This window comes from Robertmurraya massiliosenegalensis JC6 (assembly GCF_000311725.1).
GTDB classification, from domain to species: Bacteria; Bacillota; Bacilli; order Bacillales; family Cytobacillaceae; genus Robertmurraya; species Robertmurraya massiliosenegalensis.
Genome location: NZ_HE978513.1, coordinates 599,533 through 612,528, shown reverse-complemented (window position 1 = coordinate 612,528; position 12,996 = coordinate 599,533). Strand labels below are relative to the sequence as shown.

Annotated in this window: 12 protein-coding genes and 1 other annotated feature (1 of these 13 only partly in view); of the genes, 9 read left to right on the top strand and 3 right to left on the bottom strand. The window is 36.3% G+C overall.

Annotated elements, in window-relative coordinates; genetic code table 11:
- Window positions 1–141: a binding site (T-box leader), on the top strand (it extends 91 nt beyond the left edge of the window).
- A 53-nt stretch (window positions 142–194) separates the two neighbouring features.
- From tyrS to BMSHG_RS12855, 5 genes are all read left to right on the top strand, one after another.
- Window positions 195–1,451, top strand: coding sequence for a tyrosine--tRNA ligase (gene tyrS, locus BMSHG_RS12875; protein ID WP_019154873.1), 1,257 nt, complete (start codon window positions 195–197; stop codon window positions 1,449–1,451).
- A gap of 470 nt (window positions 1,452–1,921) precedes the next feature.
- Window positions 1,922–2,461, top strand: a complete 540-nt coding sequence (locus BMSHG_RS12870; protein WP_019154872.1) for an NfeD family protein — start codon at window positions 1,922–1,924, stop codon at window positions 2,459–2,461.
- Window positions 2,462–2,480: 19 nt separating this feature from the next.
- Window positions 2,481–3,998: a flotillin family protein gene (locus tag BMSHG_RS12865; protein WP_019154871.1), complete on the top strand. Its 1,518-nt coding sequence runs from the start codon at window positions 2,481–2,483 to the stop codon at window positions 3,996–3,998.
- 169 nt (window positions 3,999–4,167) lie between these two features.
- Complete coding sequence (locus BMSHG_RS12860; protein ID WP_019154870.1) at window positions 4,168–5,058, top strand: hypothetical protein; 891 nt, start codon at window positions 4,168–4,170, stop codon at window positions 5,056–5,058.
- Window positions 5,059–5,096: 38 nt separating this feature from the next.
- Complete coding sequence (locus BMSHG_RS12855; protein ID WP_019154869.1) at window positions 5,097–5,291, top strand: hypothetical protein; 195 nt, start codon at window positions 5,097–5,099, stop codon at window positions 5,289–5,291.
- Between the two features lie 60 nt (window positions 5,292–5,351).
- On the opposite strand, the gene rpsD is transcribed toward BMSHG_RS12855, so the two are convergent.
- Entirely contained in the window at window positions 5,352–5,954 is a 603-nt protein-coding gene (rpsD, locus tag BMSHG_RS12850; RefSeq protein WP_019154868.1) for a 30S ribosomal protein S4, read from the bottom strand.
- Between the two features lie 501 nt (window positions 5,955–6,455).
- Here rpsD and BMSHG_RS12845 point away from each other — a divergent pair.
- Window positions 6,456–8,333, top strand: a complete 1,878-nt coding sequence (locus BMSHG_RS12845) for a sensor domain-containing diguanylate cyclase (protein WP_019154867.1) — start codon at window positions 6,456–6,458, stop codon at window positions 8,331–8,333.
- 92 nt (window positions 8,334–8,425) lie between these two features.
- On the top strand, window positions 8,426–8,623 hold the full coding sequence (locus BMSHG_RS12840; RefSeq protein WP_019154866.1) for a hypothetical protein: 198 nt from the start codon (window positions 8,426–8,428) through the stop codon (window positions 8,621–8,623).
- Window positions 8,624–8,661: 38 nt separating this feature from the next.
- Here the strand turns inward: BMSHG_RS12840 and BMSHG_RS12835 are convergent, their stop codons facing one another.
- The gene (locus tag BMSHG_RS12835; protein WP_019154865.1) at window positions 8,662–9,141 is read right to left on the bottom strand and encodes a GAF domain-containing protein; all 480 of its coding nucleotides are present in this window, start codon (window positions 9,139–9,141) and stop codon (window positions 8,662–8,664) included.
- Window positions 9,142–9,379: 238 nt separating this feature from the next.
- Between BMSHG_RS12835 and refZ the strand changes: the two genes are divergently transcribed.
- Window positions 9,380–10,015: a forespore capture DNA-binding protein RefZ gene (refZ, locus tag BMSHG_RS12830; protein ID WP_019154864.1), complete on the top strand. Its 636-nt coding sequence runs from the start codon at window positions 9,380–9,382 to the stop codon at window positions 10,013–10,015.
- A gap of 43 nt (window positions 10,016–10,058) precedes the next feature.
- On the opposite strand, the gene hisJ is transcribed toward refZ, so the two are convergent.
- On the bottom strand, window positions 10,059–10,850 hold the full coding sequence (gene hisJ / locus BMSHG_RS12825) for a histidinol-phosphatase HisJ (protein ID WP_026073444.1): 792 nt from the start codon (window positions 10,848–10,850) through the stop codon (window positions 10,059–10,061).
- 281 nt (window positions 10,851–11,131) lie between these two features.
- Here hisJ and ezrA point away from each other — a divergent pair, with 281 nt between their 5' ends.
- Window positions 11,132–12,826, top strand: coding sequence for a septation ring formation regulator EzrA (ezrA, locus tag BMSHG_RS12820; RefSeq protein WP_019154862.1), 1,695 nt, complete (start codon window positions 11,132–11,134; stop codon window positions 12,824–12,826).
- Window positions 12,827–12,996 lie beyond the last annotated feature (170 nt).

Here is a 12,996-nt window from a genome sequence, read left to right as displayed (position 1 = left end):
CATGAATTACCTCCCTGAGCTTTTACTGTGAACCCTAGAATAGTAGCAGTAAACGGAATTTCCGTTATCTTAATTAAGTGGAGAATGACTGTTTTTTGTTGTTCTCAAGTTGGGTGGTACCGCGTATTTAACGTCCCTTCGATTCAATCGAAGGGACTTTTTATATTGTAAAAAAGAGTTTGGAGGAAAAAATGATGGATTTAGTACAAGATTTACAATGGCGTGGGATTATTTACCAACAAACAGATGAAGAAGGCTTAAAAGAATTACTGGAAAAAGAGAAGATTTCTTTGTACTGTGGTATGGATCCGACTGGTGATAGTATGCATATCGGGCATCTGCTCCCGTTTTTAACCTTAAGACGATTTCAAAATGCAGGTCATCGACCGATCGTTCTTGTTGGTGGGGCAACGGGATTAATCGGTGATCCAAAGGCCACAGAGGAAAGAGTGTTACAGACAGAAGAAACGGTTCAGAAAAATGTTGATGCTTTAACGAAACAGCTAAAAATGATCTTTGATTTTGAAGGTGAAAATGGTGCGGTGATGGTCAATAACTATGATTGGACAGCACCGATGAATATCATCACCTTTTTAAGAGATTACGGTAAGCATATTGGCATCAATTATATGCTGGCAAAGGATACAATTGCTACCCGTTTGGAAACTGGAATATCGTTTACAGAATTCACGTACACGATTCTGCAGGGAATGGACTTTAAGCATTTATATGAAAAGCATAACTGTAAACTGCAAATCGGTGGAAGCGATCAATGGGGCAATATTACAACAGGGTTAGAATTAATTCGCAAAATGACAGATGAAAATTCAAAAGCATTTGGCTTAACGATCCCGCTTGTAACGAAAGCAGATGGAACAAAGTTTGGGAAAACAGAAGGCGGTTCTGTCTGGTTAGATGGAGGAAAAACATCTCCTTATGAGTTTTACCAATTTTGGATTAACACAGCTGATGCGGATGTGGTCAAATATTTAAAATACTTTACATTCCTTTCTAAAGAAGAAATTGAAGCATTGGAGCAATCTGTACAAGATGAACCACATTTACGCAAAGCACAAAAGACGCTTGCTGAGGAAATGACGCGTTTAATTCATGGAGAAGAAGCGCTCAAGCAAGCAATAAAAATTACTGACTCTCTATTTAGCGGCGATATCAAACGTTTAACCGCTTCTGAAATTAAAGAAGGCTTCAAGGATGTACCTTCTTATAAACAAGAAACAACAGAAGAGGTTGGAATCGTCGATTTATTGGTGAATGCACAAATCTCTCCATCAAAGCGTCAGGCTCGAGAAGATGTATCGAATGGGGCTATTTATGTAAATGGAGATAGAATTACCGAGCTGGATTATTTTCTCACTGATAAGGACAGAATCGAAGGTCAGTTCACCGTCATTCGACGTGGAAAGAAAAAATATTTCTTGATTGAAGCATAAAAGGGTTCTAGGAATTTATAATTTCCCGCCACTTAATCTTCGCATAAGCAGTAGCAGTATCGGTATGAAAAAATAACAGGAAAAATTCCGCTTAATGAGCAACCATCATGAAAAAGAGCCGAAATAACAGGAAAAATTCCTGCTATTCCCTCAAAACATGCCAAAATAAACGATTTTGCTCTCCATAAGCGGAAAATCTCCCGTTATTTTCCCTAAAGGGGACTCCATTGCGGAGATAACAGGAAAAATTCCGCTTAAGGGTGAGAGATGGTTGGAGCGAATGAGTCAAACCGAAGCTTCCTACATTTTGTAGGAGCTTTTTTCTCATAAAATTTTTATCGTGAATTTTGCGAACAGTTGAAACTTTTTACCAATTTAGTCGTACTAAAGGTATAGCGAAATTGATTTTTTCTAAAGGAGGAGGTATGTATATCACAATGAAATTTATTTTGTAGGAGAGGGTGATACATATGGAACTGTTTGGAGCCTCCATTCAATCTGTTTACTTGACGACGTTGATTATTGCTGGAGCGCTAACCTTGCTTTACATTTTATTAGGAGACTTACTTGAGGGCCTTGCTGAGCTGTTTCCTTTCATAAATCCAGCTCTTATCCTCGCTTTTATTACATTCTTCTCTGCAAGTGGCTATTTATTTGAATTATTGACCTCATTAAATAGCATGATTATTGTCATCATTTCGATTCTTATTGCGTTATTATTGGATACATTGCTAAATATTTTTGTCCTTATCCCATTATCTTCTGCCCAGGAGTCACTCGCCTATTCCAACGACTCTTTGAGAGGAAGAATCGGGAAGGTTATTATTCCGATTCCTGAAAATGGTTTTGGAGAAGTTATTTTAAAAAGTGCGAGTGGTACAGTCGCCAAATCAGCTGTAAGCTTCAAAGGTGAAAGTATCGAAGAGGGACAAAATGTATTAGTCGTCGAGGTCCAAAAAGGAGTACTCCATGTAGTGCCCCATGAAACACAAGAGGATTTTATATTTTAAATTATAAGGGGGAAGTTAAATGTTACCAATGTTAGCGATAATTGGTGTTGTAGCTTTTTTATTAATTGCATTAATTGCCGTGTTTGTGACAAAGTATCGTACGGCAGGTCCAGATGAAGCGTTAATCGTCACCGGTAGTTACTTAGGCAGCAAAAATGTTCATGTTGATGAATCAGGGAATAAGATTAAAATTATTCGTGGTGGCGGTGCTTTTATTCTACCAGTCTTTCAACAAGCAGAGCCTCTTAGTCTATTATCTAGTAAACTCGAAGTAACCACACCAGAAGTTTATACGGAGCAAGGTGTTCCGGTCATGGCTGACGGTACAGCAATCATTAAAATTGGTGGATCGATTGAAGAAATTGCAACTGCAGCAGAGCAATTTCTCGGTAAACCAAAAGAAGATCGAGAAAACGAAGCAAGAGAAGTTCTAGAAGGTCATCTTCGTTCGATTTTAGGTTCCATGACTGTAGAAGAAATTTACAAAAACAGAGATAAATTCTCTCAAGAGGTGCAAAGGGTTGCTTCTCAAGATTTAGCGAAAATGGGCCTTATCATCGTCTCCTTTACGATTAAGGATGTTCGAGATAAGAATGGCTACTTAGAATCATTAGGGAAGCCAAGAATTGCTCAAGTAAAAAGAGATGCCGATATCGCTACTGCTGAAGCGGAGAAGGAAACGAGAATTAAGCGAGCGGAAGCAGATAAAGATGCGAAGAAGGCTGAATTTGAAAGAGCAACAGAAATTGCCGAAGCAGAAAAAGAAAATCAAATGAAAATGGCAGACTATCGCCGTGAACAAGATATTGCAAAAGCGCGTGCTGACCAAGCGTATGATTTAGAAACAGCTCGTTCAAAGCAGGAAGTTACAGAACAAGAAATGCAAATTCGTATCATTGAACGTCAAAAGCAAATTGAGCTTGAAGAAAAAGAAATACTACGTCGTGAGCGTCAATATGACTCTGAGGTTAAGAAGAAAGCAGATGCGGATCGTTACTCTGTTGAACAGGCAGCTGCTGCGGATAAGGCGAAGCAATTAGCGGAAGCGGATGCCAATCAGTATCGAATTGAATCATTGGCAAAAGCGGAAGCGGAGAAGGTTCGTTTAGACGGTCTTGCGCAAGCAGAAGCAGAACGGGCACAAGGGGAATCTGAAGCAGATGTTATCCGCTTGAAGGGTCTTGCAGAAGCAGAAGCGAAGCGCAAAATCGCCGAAGCATTCGAACAATACGGTCAGGCAGCTGTTATGGATATGATCATCCGCATGCTTCCTGAATATGCGAAACAAGTTGCAAGCCCATTAGGCAACATCGAAAAGATCACAGTCGTCGACACCGGCGGCAATGGAGAAAATGGCGGGGCCAACAAAGTGACTGGTTATGCTACAAGCTTAATGTCCTCACTCCAGGAATCCCTTAAAGCATCTTCTGGCATTGACCTGAAGAATCTACTGGAGAATTTTTCTGGGAAAGGCAACATCCGTGACAGTATCGATCAGCTAGCTGACGAGTTAGGAAAAGAGAAGAATAACGACTAAATAACAAGAAACCTGTCGAAATTTGCGGCAGGTTTTTTGTTGAAAAAAATAAGGTTCCGAAGAGTCTAATTTTTATGTACTTTTCATGACTTTTTAGTAGAATGGTAGTAACAGGTTAAAGTGAAAATGAGTAATCACAAATTTAAAATATTTGTAATGAGGGATAATAATGAACAGTTTGAACACATATCTAATAGGGGATACATTAAAGTCATTCCGTGAATACAAAAAGCTTTCGCTTAAAGAACTATCAGAAGGTGTGTGTACAGAAGAGGAATTAATTTCCTTCGAAAAAGAAGTCGTTTATCCAGACTTAGAAACATTAAATCTATTATTGAGGAGATTAAATGTAGACCTAGCATATTTTTTCAATGTTGCATCAAAATCATCGATTAACTATGCGAATGCGGTTATTCGGCTGATAAATCGTTTAAAGCTAGAATGGAATTATGAGAGGGTACAAGAAATTATAGAAAAAGAACTTAGCAATCCAATATTCCAAACAGGTAAGTTAAAGCAATTTCTTATATGGCATCAAGGAATTTGTACGTTTTATTTAGAAAAGGATCTTCCAAAAGCTTTAGAGCAACTATATAACGCAATAGACATAACGAACAAAAATCGAACTGATTTTAATGAAAGAGAAATAGAAATATTAACAAGTATAGCAATTTTACATAAGGAATCTGGAGAATTCGAAGATTCGATCCAATTATTAAAGAAAGCTTTGGAATACTTGGAAACTCTTCCTGATATACTGGAGCCAAGAGGGAAAATCAGAGTATATTTTGGATTGGCACAAGCACTTACAGAGATTGGAGAATACGTAGAATCTTTACAATTTTGTAAGCTAGGTATTGATTATTGTATCACACAAGAACTTTTATATCTTTTACCAAGCCTATACTATCAATCCGGTGAAAATCTAATAAAATTATCTCGTATAGACGATGGAGTAGAACATATTAATAAAGCTATATACCTTTTAGAACTGCAAGAAAATATAAAATTCATTGAAATTATGAAAAATGAAAGAGACAAATTATTAAGTGAGTGGTAACATATAGTAGAATAGTATAAATTAGGAGGTTGATTTAGTTGAAAAAACTGGTAACTAAAACTTTATTAGCGGTTTCACTATTAGGAGTAGGTTTTGCATTTGTGAACTTCAGTGATTATGCAGGAATTCCATCTCAGCATAGCCCATTAAACAGTGTTTATAAATATGATGAAGTAGCAGGGATCCCATCCCAACATTCAATTGAACTAATGGGGATTCCATCTCAACATTAATAAGAACAAACAAAAAACCCTAGAGAATTTTTCTCTAGGGTTTTAATCGTTAAAAAGCTATTAACGAGAATAGTACTCAACGATTAGAGATTCGTTCACTTCAGCTGGAAGTTCAGAACGCTCTGGAAGACGAGTGAAAGTACCTTCTAGTTTATCAGCATCGAAAGTTAAGAAGTCAGGTACGAAGTTGTTTACTTCGATTGCTTCTTTGATGATGTCTAGGTTACGTGACTTTTCACGAACGCCAATTGTTTGGCCAGCAGCTACGCGGTAAGATGGGATATCTACACGCTTGCCATCAACTAAAATGTGACCATGGTTTACAAGCTGACGAGCTTGACGACGAGTACGAGCTAAACCTAAACGGTAAACTACGTTATCTAAACGAGACTCAAGTAGAGCCATGAAGTTTTCACCGTGTACACCAGCCATTTTGCCAGCTTTGTCGAATAGGTTACGGAATTGACGCTCGTTTACGCCATACATATGACGAAGCTTTTGCTTCTCTTGTAATTGTAAACCGTATTCTGATAATTTCTTACGTTGGTTTGGACCATGTTGTCCGGGAGCGTAAGGACGCTTTTCTAATTCTTTACCTGTACCGCTTAATGAAATACCAAGACGGCGAGATAGTTTCCAGCTTGGACCTGTATAACGAGCCATGAATGACTCCTCCTTGTGTTTTTATTTGGGTAAAATAAAAACAGACGTGACAGCAACATTTATGATCATTTTGTTTTCATGTACCTTCGCCCTCGCAGCAGAGGGTTACACAGTACCCCATCATCGAAACTCTTCAGATTGAGGAACAAAATGAAACACAAAAGGTGTTCACATAGGCTGCGATATTTTACACAAAGAATATTATATCTATAATTGGGAATAGAAGTCAAGGAAAGAATAAAAAAAGAATAAAGTTTCTAATAATCCAAGAAACATATGTGGTATAATAGGAATTGTTGTCTTAATTAGGAGTACGAATGTCTATCATAAATGTACAAGCTAAGAAAATCAATGTTGTAATTTAAATCATTCGTATGCTGTGACAAACATCGTTTTTTGAAACTAAATTGACAAAAATTCGACAAAAATTCAATACATATTATTATAAAATAAAGTATAGCGATCGTTTAAGAAAACGGATGATAATAGGTGATGATAGAAATGAATTTGCTTGAAAAAGAGTTAATAATGAACCTAAAAAGTCGCTTTTTTGATTTGATAGATCAGGACAAAGGCATCCATTCCTACGAAGAACTACTAAAGGAAATGCTTCTTGTTATACAAAACTTTGTACAATCTGAAGAATTAACATTTTTTAACCTTCAGGATTGGAGCAAGGAAATGTATGTCATCACTTCAACGAATGAAGTGCGAAAAACAAGTGAATCCATTTACCAATTGATTAGTGAGGACCTAAAGGAACTTGTTCTAAATAATTCTATCATTCGCCAACCAATCCCTTTTTCACCATTTGATAAGTATGATCTGTTATTACCAATACGTAGGGATAATGATAACCTTGAATTACTAGCTATAAAAGGCATGGCTGAAAAAATTTACAGTTCTGACTCTCTAATAGAGCATTTAGCAATGGAATGTACAACATTTTTTCATAAAGCAAAAGGAATTTGCGAAGTGATATTAGAAGAGAAGAGATATAAGCAATTATTTAGGGTAACGGAAAAATTCCATTCTTCCATGAACATGGACGATGTACTAGGAGAAATTATTTTTACCCTTCAAGAAGTCTATCCTAGCTTCACTTACTATTTAATGCTGTCCCATGATAATAACAATAATGCAAAGTTGCCTATTAAGGATTTAGAATATGATAGTGAAAACATATCAGCGATGCAAGCTTATGTTACAGGAACAATCCAATTAGAGGACTCTGTCCAAGAACGGAAATCGATCCTTTATGCACCTTTAAAGGGAAAACAGGGTGTGTATGGTGTCCTTCAGGTTATTGCGCCAAATACACAGACTTTCCCAAATAATGAAATGGAGTTTATCATGCTCCTTGCCAATACAGCAGGTTCGGCTTTAGAAAATGCCCAGTTGTATCAGCAATCGAGAAAGTTGATTTCCGATCTTCAATTGATCAATGAAACAACGCGTCGTTTAAATTCTGACCTTCGTTTAACTGAAACGATTAATTTCATGACCGGGCAAATCCAGACATCCTTTGTTGCAGAGGAAGTAGGCTTTATTCTTGTTTCTGACAATTTTGAACAAGTAAAAGTTCTCAAAGGAAGTACAGACTTCTTTTTTTCTGATGATTCGCAAGTATATCTTGAGTATATTGCAAGGAAAATAAAAACGGAAAAAGATTCGATTTTTCTTGGAGACCTTCTTCTTGAAAATGCCTCAATCCAATTTCGTTCAGTAATGGCTGTGCCAATGGTGCAAACCGATGTTATTATGGGATTTGCTTTAGTTCTACACCGATTGCCGTATCATTTTTCATTTGAAACGTTTAAGCTTATGCAATCATTGATTCATCATTCTACGTTGGCATTCTCGAATTCCATGCTTCGAGAAGAGTTAGAAAAAATGGTGATTACCGATCATTTAACGAAATTGCACTCTCGAAACTATTTAAATGAAAATATTCACCGTTCGATGACTGAAGATGCTTTCGGAAGCTTTATTTTGATTGATATTGATAACTTTAAGCAAATTAATGATTCTTATGGACATCAAGTGGGAGATGAGGTCCTTATTCAAGTGGCTTCTATCATCCATGAAAATATTAGGGAAAGCGATATTGGCGCTAGATGGGGTGGGGAAGAGCTTGCTATATATCTTCCGAGAATTCCCTTGCGTGTAGCAGTATCGATTGCTGAAAGATTAGTAATGAAAGTAAACGAGTTGACCGCTCCTCGCATTACGATATCCTGTGGTGTTTCATCTTGGACGAAAGAAAAGGATGATAGCTATACAAGATTATTCAAAAGAGCTGACCAAGCTTTATATTTAGCAAAAGAAACTGGAAAAAATAAAGTCGTCGTACAGGAAGATGAAGAACTAATCAATTAACATTTAATGATGTAGAGTTAACAAGGCTATTCTTCAAGGAAGATGGTCTTGTTTTTATATACGCTTTATATTTGTCGATCAGAGGTTTTGAGATGAAAAAATACAGATTGAAAAATAAATTTAAGGGGTTCAAAAAAGGAACGCTATTTTATATAGTAGTTGAATCGGAATTCATCGGTGTAAAAGAATTTATTTTAAGAACAGAAGATCTCTCTGCGAGAATTAGTATTTCGGAGGAAGAATTAGAAAAGAATTTTTACTATGTAGCAAATAAATCATTTTTCTCCTAAAAAAGGCTAGATGAGTTAATCATCCAGCCTTTTACTATTTAGAGAAAACGAATAAGCTCTTTAACAAATGTTTCTAAGTTTTCTTGATCTACTTCATCAAAACGATTCTTTTCAGGAGAATCGATATCAAGTACTCCTATTACCTTTCCATCCTTAATGAGTGGAATAACCATTTCAGATTGGGAAGCAGCGTCACAAGCGATATGCCCTGGGAATGCGTGAACGTCCTCAATGCGGAACGTCTTCATTTGACTCGCACTAGTGCCACAAACTCCTTTCCCAAAAGGGATTCTTACACATGCTGGTAACCCTTGAAATGGTCCTAAAACGAGTTCGTTTTCCTCTGTTAAATAGAACCCAACCCAATTAATTCTATCTAGAAATTGGTTCAAAAGCGCTGCCGCATTGCTTAAATTTGCAATTTGGTTTGACTCTCCTTCTAATAAAGCAACAAGCTGCTTGTTAAGGAGGTTGTATTGATCCTGACGATTGCCATCATATGATTGTACTTTAAACATAATTCTCCCCCTATAAAAAATGATTTTCTCATTATGCCACAAATTATGATAAAAAACGAACATGAACAACTGAGAAATTTCCTTCATTGTAGCAGAAACAGTAGAAAAATAGGGGACTTTGTCTATTTTTTTATAAAGGAAAAAAGTATTAAAACAAGAAGTTTATATAGTGGGAAAATAAGTTTATATATTCGCTTGAATTTAATTATAGAGACTCGGTGGAAAAGGCGGTGCTAATATGGTTCAAAATACGAAAAAGGATATCCTCGAAGCAGCTATTCATCTGTTTAACACAAAGGGATTTAATGGCACTTCTATAAGGGATATTGCGAGCAAAGCAAAGGTCAATGTGTCCAATATTTCCTATTATTTTCAAAGTAAGGAGGGCCTTTTAGAACATTGCTTTACAACTTATTTTGAAAAGTATTTACAACTTATTGAAGAAGGCTATCATGATGGGATAAAGGAAGGGGCATTAGGGCAATTGCGGCAAATCACGGAAAAAATTCTTCATTTTCACTGTGAACATATACAGCTGACAAGACTCGTTCTTAGGGAAATATCAATCGATTCACAAATGGTTAGAGAAGTCATGTCAACATACATTTTGAAAGAAAGATATTACTTAAAAAGTGTATTTGAAGAGGGAATTCGGGCTAAGGAGTTTCATTCCTTCTCTGTAAACTATATGTTGATTCAATATAAAAGCTTAATTACGATGCCCTTTCTCAATAGCTATTACTTAACGGAAGTCCTTCAAGTGATTCCGAACGAAAGTTATTTTGTAAAAAGGTATTTAAAGGATATGAATGGCTGGTTTGAAGGCGTTATCTGTCGGAAGCCAAGTCGTAGTTTGTCTGTTGCCAATAACTAACAATACCAAACGGCAAGCAAGGCCGTTTGGTATTGAGGTTAATCTACTGGATTAACTCCACAAAGCCTTGTTTTAGTTCCTTTGCTTGGTGAGCATCTGAACCGTATATGAGAGGAATTCCAAGTTTAACGGCTTCTTCTGCCACCCATTGTGGTGGATAGGTTTCACGACATAGTGGCTTAGCTGTTCCTGCCCCATTATAATCAAGTTCATAGCCCTGCTCTTTAACCTTTTTAAGAATATCCATTAGTTCTTTTTTATTGTCAGCAACTGAAGGAAACTTCTTTTGGAATTTCTTCACTAATGTAATATGCCCGATTCGCTTCGGTTTATATGGTCCAAGGTCAGCTTGAATCGAAAGGAATACCGTTCGATAATAATTTTGATAGACGGCTTGTAGAGATCCGTACTTTTGAATCATTTGCTCAAAGACATCGGGACTATAATCTAAACAATCATAGGTATTTCTATATTTTAGGAAATGGACGGATAAGATCGCATCGTCAAGTCTAGAACCATATTGAGCAAGAAATTCTGTGATCTCCTTTTCAAAACCTTCGATATAATCCACTTCTAAACCACAATTTATCCGAATGGAATTTTTATAAGTGCGCTTTAATTTCTCAATGCAATCTAAGTATGCTTCTAAAACATCTAGCCTCATGCCACTATCCTCATCAGGAGTTGTATCGATAAATCCAGTTGGAAGGGGAGCGTGCTCTGTAAAAGATATCTCCTCAAATCCTAATTGAATCGCGTTTTCGATATATTGTTCGAAAGAATCCTTTGTTCCATGTGGACAAAAAGGGGTGTGAACATGCCCGTCCTTTAGCATCATTAAGAAGCCTCCTTAATCATATTTCCTATTTTAATAGTCGAAATAAGGCATTTTACGTCTTACTATGAGAGAAGTCTAGAAATTTTCTAGTGTTTAATACAAAAATTTTGAAATTAATAGTCAAAAAATGTCGTTTACATGGTATCATAAAAACATTGAAATACACTACAGTTTGGTTAGAAATATTAAATTAGTTTGAGAATTCTAAATGATAACTCCCACGTATGGGATATATAAGATTTTTTCGAGCCAGTTTTGAGCTGGACAGGAGGCTTAACATGGAATATATTATCGGCGCATTAGTTTTCATTCTTATTCTATATATAACAGGTTATTTTTTAAAAAAGAGGTTTTATAAAGAAATTGATCGACTAGAAGCTTGGAAGATTGATATTATGAATCGTCCAGTATTAGAGGAAATGTCAAAGGTTAAGAAATTGAATATGACGGGACAAACAGAAGAGCTTTTCGAAAAATGGAGAAGAGATTGGGACGAAATTGTTACTTCTGGCCTTCCTGATGTAGAAGAATATTTGTTTGATGCAGAAGAGTATATTGATAAATATCGATTTAAAAAGGCGAAGACATTTCTTATAGCGATCGAGAAAGATTTACGAGAAACTGAAAATAATATTCAAGCATTAATTGATGAAATTACCGATTTAGTTGGTAGTGAAGAGAAAAGTAGAGTTGAAATGGAAGAACTAAGAGAAATTTATCGTTTAAATAAAAAAACACTCTTAGCTCATCATCTAAATTATGGAATTGCCGAAAAGAATTTAGAAAAACAACTTGATGAAATCATCTTGAATTTTCAGGAATTTGATGAACTGACAAAGAGCGGGAACTATCTTCAAGCTCGAGAAATGGTCGATTCCATCAAGACAAAACTTGAAGCTGTCACGCTTAAATTAGAAAAGATTCCGAATCTCCTTGTAGAGTGCCAGTCAAGAATTCCAGCCCAGCTGGAGGAGTTGAAAGATGGATTCCGAGAAATGGTACAGCAAGGTTATGTGTTAGAACATGTGCAAATGGATCAAGAACTTGAAAAACTCGAAAAAGAACTGGAAACCTTTAAGCAATATTTAGAGAAAACTGAAATAGAAGAAGTGGAAAATGGCTTTGAAGATATGAAGGAACGAATTGAGTTCCTTTATGATTTACTAGAAGCGGAGGTCACGGCAAAACAATTCATCAAGGACACTGAAGAAGAAACAAAGCAATTGCTGGAAGCTACGTTACAAGCTAGTGTTGATTTGAAAACTGAAATTGAATTGGTTAAGCATAGCTATCATCTTCCGGAAAATAAGCTTGAGGAAGAAGGAAAATTAGAGAAGCTTGTCCATCAATTACAGAAACGTTATGAACTTTTGGAGCATAAGATCTTGCAGGATGAAACAGCTTTTTCCTTTTTAAAAGAAGAATTAACGAAAATTAAGGAAGAGTTAGAAGCTGTAAGTTTGGAGTATGTGACGTTTAAAGAAAATCTTCAAATGCTTAGAAAAGATGAACTTTCAGCACGAGAAAAGGTGCAAGAATTAACGAGAAAAATGGCAGAGTCGATCAAACTCGTATCGAAAAATAATATTCCTGGGTTGCCAGAAGACTATGTTGTCCTTTTTGACGATGCAAAAGAAAGTATTGAAGATGTGAAAAAGAAGCTAGAGGAAAAACCATTGGATATTCCGAGCGTTCTAAATGTTCTAGAGGTAGCGGATTTACATGTTGAAAAGACCTATGAAATGACAAATGAAATGGTTGAGACGGTCATGTTAGTGGAAAAGGTCATTCAGTATGGAAATCGCTATAGAAGTAGATATCCTTCTGTAGATAAAGGGTTAAGAGAAGCTGAAATATCGTTCCGAGGTTATGACTATCAAACTTCATTGGAGCAAGCTGCTACATCGATCGAAGAGATTGAACCAGGTGCTTTGAAAAAAATTGAAGCTTTACTTGAAGAGCATGTATACTAAGCGAATTCTAAAGCTGACTTGAAAGTGGTGAAAGCACTTTTTAGTCAGCTTTTTTATACGCAATCGCCTTCGTATGATTTTCAAATCAAATGATGTATGTTAACATTTACTGTTAGCGAAAGCGTCAAACATACTTCAAAAAAATGAGTACCTAGGTTTAGGGGGAAAGT

What these genes read in the sequence shown, in the direction of transcription:
- tyrS (WP_019154873.1), top strand. Translation starts at nt 195, where the DNA reads ATGGATTTAGTACAAGATTTACAATGGCGTGGGATTATTTACCAACAA.
- BMSHG_RS12870 (WP_019154872.1), top strand. Translation starts at nt 1,922, where the DNA reads ATGGAACTGTTTGGAGCCTCCATTCAATCTGTTTACTTGACGACGTTG.
- BMSHG_RS12865 (WP_019154871.1), top strand. Translation starts at nt 2,481, where the DNA reads ATGTTACCAATGTTAGCGATAATTGGTGTTGTAGCTTTTTTATTAATT.
- BMSHG_RS12860 (WP_019154870.1), top strand. Translation starts at nt 4,168, where the DNA reads ATGAACAGTTTGAACACATATCTAATAGGGGATACATTAAAGTCATTC.
- rpsD (WP_019154868.1), bottom strand. Translation starts at nt 5,954, where the DNA reads ATGGCTCGTTATACAGGTCCAAGCTGGAAACTATCTCGCCGTCTTGGT.
- BMSHG_RS12845 (WP_019154867.1), top strand. Translation starts at nt 6,456, where the DNA reads ATGAATTTGCTTGAAAAAGAGTTAATAATGAACCTAAAAAGTCGCTTT.
- BMSHG_RS12840 (WP_019154866.1), top strand. Translation starts at nt 8,426, where the DNA reads ATGAAAAAATACAGATTGAAAAATAAATTTAAGGGGTTCAAAAAAGGA.
- BMSHG_RS12835 (WP_019154865.1), bottom strand. Translation starts at nt 9,141, where the DNA reads ATGTTTAAAGTACAATCATATGATGGCAATCGTCAGGATCAATACAAC.
- refZ (WP_019154864.1), top strand. Translation starts at nt 9,380, where the DNA reads ATGGTTCAAAATACGAAAAAGGATATCCTCGAAGCAGCTATTCATCTG.
- hisJ (WP_026073444.1), bottom strand. Translation starts at nt 10,850, where the DNA reads ATGCTAAAGGACGGGCATGTTCACACCCCTTTTTGTCCACATGGAACA.
- ezrA (WP_019154862.1), top strand. Translation starts at nt 11,132, where the DNA reads ATGGAATATATTATCGGCGCATTAGTTTTCATTCTTATTCTATATATA.